Here is a 3,370-nt window from a genome sequence, read left to right as displayed (position 1 = left end):
ATCAAAAGCTCGCGGACGAGTTTATGAACTTCATTTTGAGTGATGAGTTTCAATCAGCGATGCCTACAGGAAACTGGATGTACCCAGTGACAGACGTTGCATTGCCACAAGGTTTTGACACTCTAACTGTGCCAAGCAAAGCGCTGACCTTTAGTGCCGAAGAGGTTGCTGAAAATCGTAAATCTTGGATTCGCGAATGGCAAAGCGCACTAACCTTTTAAGGGACCCTTTTGCGTAATCCCCCTAAAATTGGCTTATGGGTCGCGATGTTAATCGCGACCTTTGTCGTTTCTGCGCTCGGTGCGCTGTTGGTCAAAGCTCCTACTTTGGATATCAGTCAGGTATGGAATGCTCCCTATTACCGACATGTCACCAAATTCAGTTTTTATCAGTCTTTTCTCTCTACATTGCTCAGTGTCGGCTTTGCGATTCCTGTTGCCCATGCCTTATCTCGACGCTCATTTTTCGGTAAGTCTTTGCTGTTAAAACTGTTTGCTACCACGCTGGTATTGCCTGTTTTGGTTGGCGTGTTTGGCTTGCTGGCTATCTACGGAAATAGCGGTTTGATTGCCGACCTGTTTAAGAGCTTAGATAGCCAGTTGCCGTTCTCGATTTATGGGCTCAATGGCATTTTACTCGCGCACGTGTTCTTCAATCTTCCTTACGCCACAAGACTGTTATTGCAAGCGCTTGACACTATTCCCCAAGAGCAACATAAGCTTTGTGCGCATCTAGGTATGGGGCATTGGGATAAGTTTTGTTGGGTTGAGTGGCCACGACTGCGTCAGCAACTCCCGCATGTTAGTGGCTTAGTGTTTATGCTTTGCTTTACTAGTTTTGCTACCGTTATGGCGCTAGGTGGCGGGCCTAAATCTACCACGATTGAGCTAGCTATTTATCAAGCGATTAAGTTCGATTTTGATCTTCAAGCAGGCGCGCTATTGGCTATTTGGCAGATGTTGCTTTGCGGAGTGATGGCTTTGGCCGTTCAGCGTTTAACTAAACCTATCTCGGTAACTTCGGGAGCGCAAGCTAGTACTATGTACCGAACCAAAGATTGTTTCGTATCTAGGTGTTGGGATTGGGGGTGGATAGCCGCTTCTATGTTGTTGGTACTACCTCCGCTGCTTATGGTGCTGATGAGTGGCATGAATGGCCAAGCAATTGATGTCTTTACTGATAGTCGTTTCTGGCAGGCGCTCTGGGCGTCAGTAAAAGTCGCCACTATGGCAAGTGTGATTGCGGTGATTGCTGGCATTGCCATCTTGTTAACCAGCCGAAGATTACGCCTTAATTATCGAGAGAAGAGTGCGGATCATATTGAGTTGATTGGCACCATTATTCTGGTCACTCCCGGCCTTGTGATTTCCACTGGGCTGTTTCTATTGCTGCGCTCATTTACTGATGTATTTAGCCTAGCGTTAGTGGTTGTCGTAGCCGTCAATGCATTGATGGGGCTGCCGTACGTGATTAAAACGCTGTCGCAGCCAATGCTGCACATTGAGCAGAAATACCAATATGTTTGCGCTAGCTTGGGTATGAAGGGTTGGCATCGTTTTAAAGTGGTTGAGTGGAAAGCGCTGAAGAAACCAATGGCACACGCCTTTGCGATTAGTTTTATGTTTGCGATTGGCGATTTAAGTGCGATTGCTCTATTTGGTAGCCAAGAGTTTCGCACCTTACCACTCTACCTATTCCAACTACTTGGTAGCTACCAGATGGATGCGGCGGCGGTAGTTTCAGTGACGTTATTACTATTGAGTGTGGGTTGCTTCACGCTTATCGAAACCTTGTTTAAAGTTAACTCAAAGGTGAATCATGCTGACCTTAAGTAGTGTTGATTACTATTATCACAATGAACTTTTTCATTTTGATACGACGGTTGCGCCACAATCGATTGTCGCGCTAATGGGGCCTAGTGGTGCAGGAAAATCGACGTTGCTCGCCTTAGTCGCTGGTTTTATTGAGCCGACCAAAGGTTCAATTGAGGTTGAAGGCAGGAACCTTGTTGGTAAGGAGCCACACCAGCGTCCCTTTGCCATGCTGTTTCAAGAGCACAATTTGTTTGCTCACTTAACGGTTCGACAAAATATTGGGCTTGGCCTTCACCCTGGCTTGAAGTTGACGTCACAGCAGCAACAGTCAGTCGAGCAAGCTGCGCAACAAGTTGGTGTTGACGCTTATTTAGATCGTTTACCAGAGCAACTTTCGGGCGGTCAGCGTCAGCGAGTCGCTTTGGCGCGTTGCTTCGTTCAGCCACACAAGATATGGCTTCTTGATGAACCATTCTCCGCTCTTGATCCAGTCCTGCGTGAAGAGATGCTCAACTTGGTTAAGAAGTTAGCCTACGACCGAAAAATTACGGTAGTCATGGTGACGCACCACATCAGTGATGCAAAGGCGATAGCCTCTGACTTTATCTTTGTCTCAAATGGCAGAGTCGAAGTCGCGGATAAAATCGAACAACTCTCTTCAATTCATGATAACCAAGCGCTAAGTGATTTTGTTCGGGCGGGTGAGTGAGGGGTATTATTTGTCATTCCTTAGATAGAAGAATGAACGAGTAAGGAATCTCTTATGTTCTGTTAATTGTTCGAAGAGATCCCCAACTCGGTCGTGCCTCCCTCTTGAGGATGACAATAAAAAAAACAAAGGGTTGACGTTCTCACGTCAACCCTCAAATTTTCTCGCAAACTCGCTTAACTCTCTTCTTCGTTTAGCTCTTTAAGCACTTGGAAGATTTCGCGATACGCTTTCGCTGGCTTACCTGCTTTTTTCTCTTTGGCAGCCTGACGTGCAAGTTGACGTAAGCGTTGGCGATCGGCTGATGGATAGATATCCATGACATCACCAATTGCGCCGTCGCCCTCTTCTACAACACGATCACGTAGCTGCTCAAGTTTGTGCAGTTCAGCGGTTGCTTGTGAGTGCTTGTTGCGAACTTTGTCTAGCGCTGCTTGAAGCGGCTCCGGATCTTCAAAACGCATCAGCTTACCGATGTACTGCAATTGACGGCGTCGCGCTTCGTTTTTGAAGCGTTGAGCGTCTTTAATTGCTTCTGCAAGGTCTTCACTGAGCGGGAATTTCTCCAACACAGAAGGTTTCAGGCTAACGAGTTCTTCGCCTAGCTTCTGTAACTCTTCCATGTCGCGTTTCAATTCGGTCTTACTGACCCAAATGATCTCTTCTTCCTCTTCCCATGGCGCTTTTTGATTCTTACGTGCCATTTTTCTGCCTTAATTTAAATATCTATTTCTCTATTTTAACAAGAATCGTGGGGAGAAAGCGAAATTCTTGTTATTCTAGTGGCAATTGTTCTTAAGAAATAAAGAAATATGGACGTAAGACAGCAAGTTGCTCAACAACGTGT

The 3,370-nt window shown here is 46.1% G+C and carries 3 protein-coding genes and 1 pseudogene; 3 read left to right on the top strand and 1 reads right to left on the bottom strand.

The window, feature by feature from the left end; genetic code table 11:
• From tbpA to thiQ, 3 genes and pseudogenes are all read left to right on the top strand, one after another.
• Positions 1–221, top strand: a pseudogene (gene tbpA / locus QTO00_RS16890) (thiamine ABC transporter substrate-binding protein); the annotation flags it as partial.
• Positions 222–230: 9 nt separating this feature from the next.
• Positions 231–1,835, top strand: a complete 1,605-nt coding sequence (gene thiP, locus QTO00_RS16885) for a thiamine/thiamine pyrophosphate ABC transporter permease ThiP (protein ID WP_331425819.1) — start codon at positions 231–233, stop codon at positions 1,833–1,835.
• Complete coding sequence (gene thiQ / locus QTO00_RS16880) at positions 1,819–2,523, top strand: thiamine ABC transporter ATP-binding protein (RefSeq protein ID WP_331425818.1); 705 nt, start codon at positions 1,819–1,821, stop codon at positions 2,521–2,523. The genes thiP and thiQ overlap by 17 nt, the downstream gene beginning before the upstream one ends.
• 176 nt (positions 2,524–2,699) lie before the next feature.
• Here thiQ and yjgA read toward each other — a convergent pair whose 3' ends face one another.
• The gene (yjgA, locus tag QTO00_RS16875) at positions 2,700–3,227 is read right to left on the bottom strand and encodes a ribosome biogenesis factor YjgA (RefSeq protein ID WP_331425817.1); all 528 of its coding nucleotides are present in this window, start codon (positions 3,225–3,227) and stop codon (positions 2,700–2,702) included.
• Between the last annotated feature and the right edge of the window lie 143 nt (positions 3,228–3,370).

Source organism: Vibrio sp. M260118 (genome assembly GCF_036533755.1).
Classification (GTDB): Bacteria; Pseudomonadota; Gammaproteobacteria; order Enterobacterales; family Vibrionaceae; genus Vibrio.
Note: the sequence above shows the minus strand (reverse complement) of the source record. Positions and strands in the feature narration are given on the sequence as shown.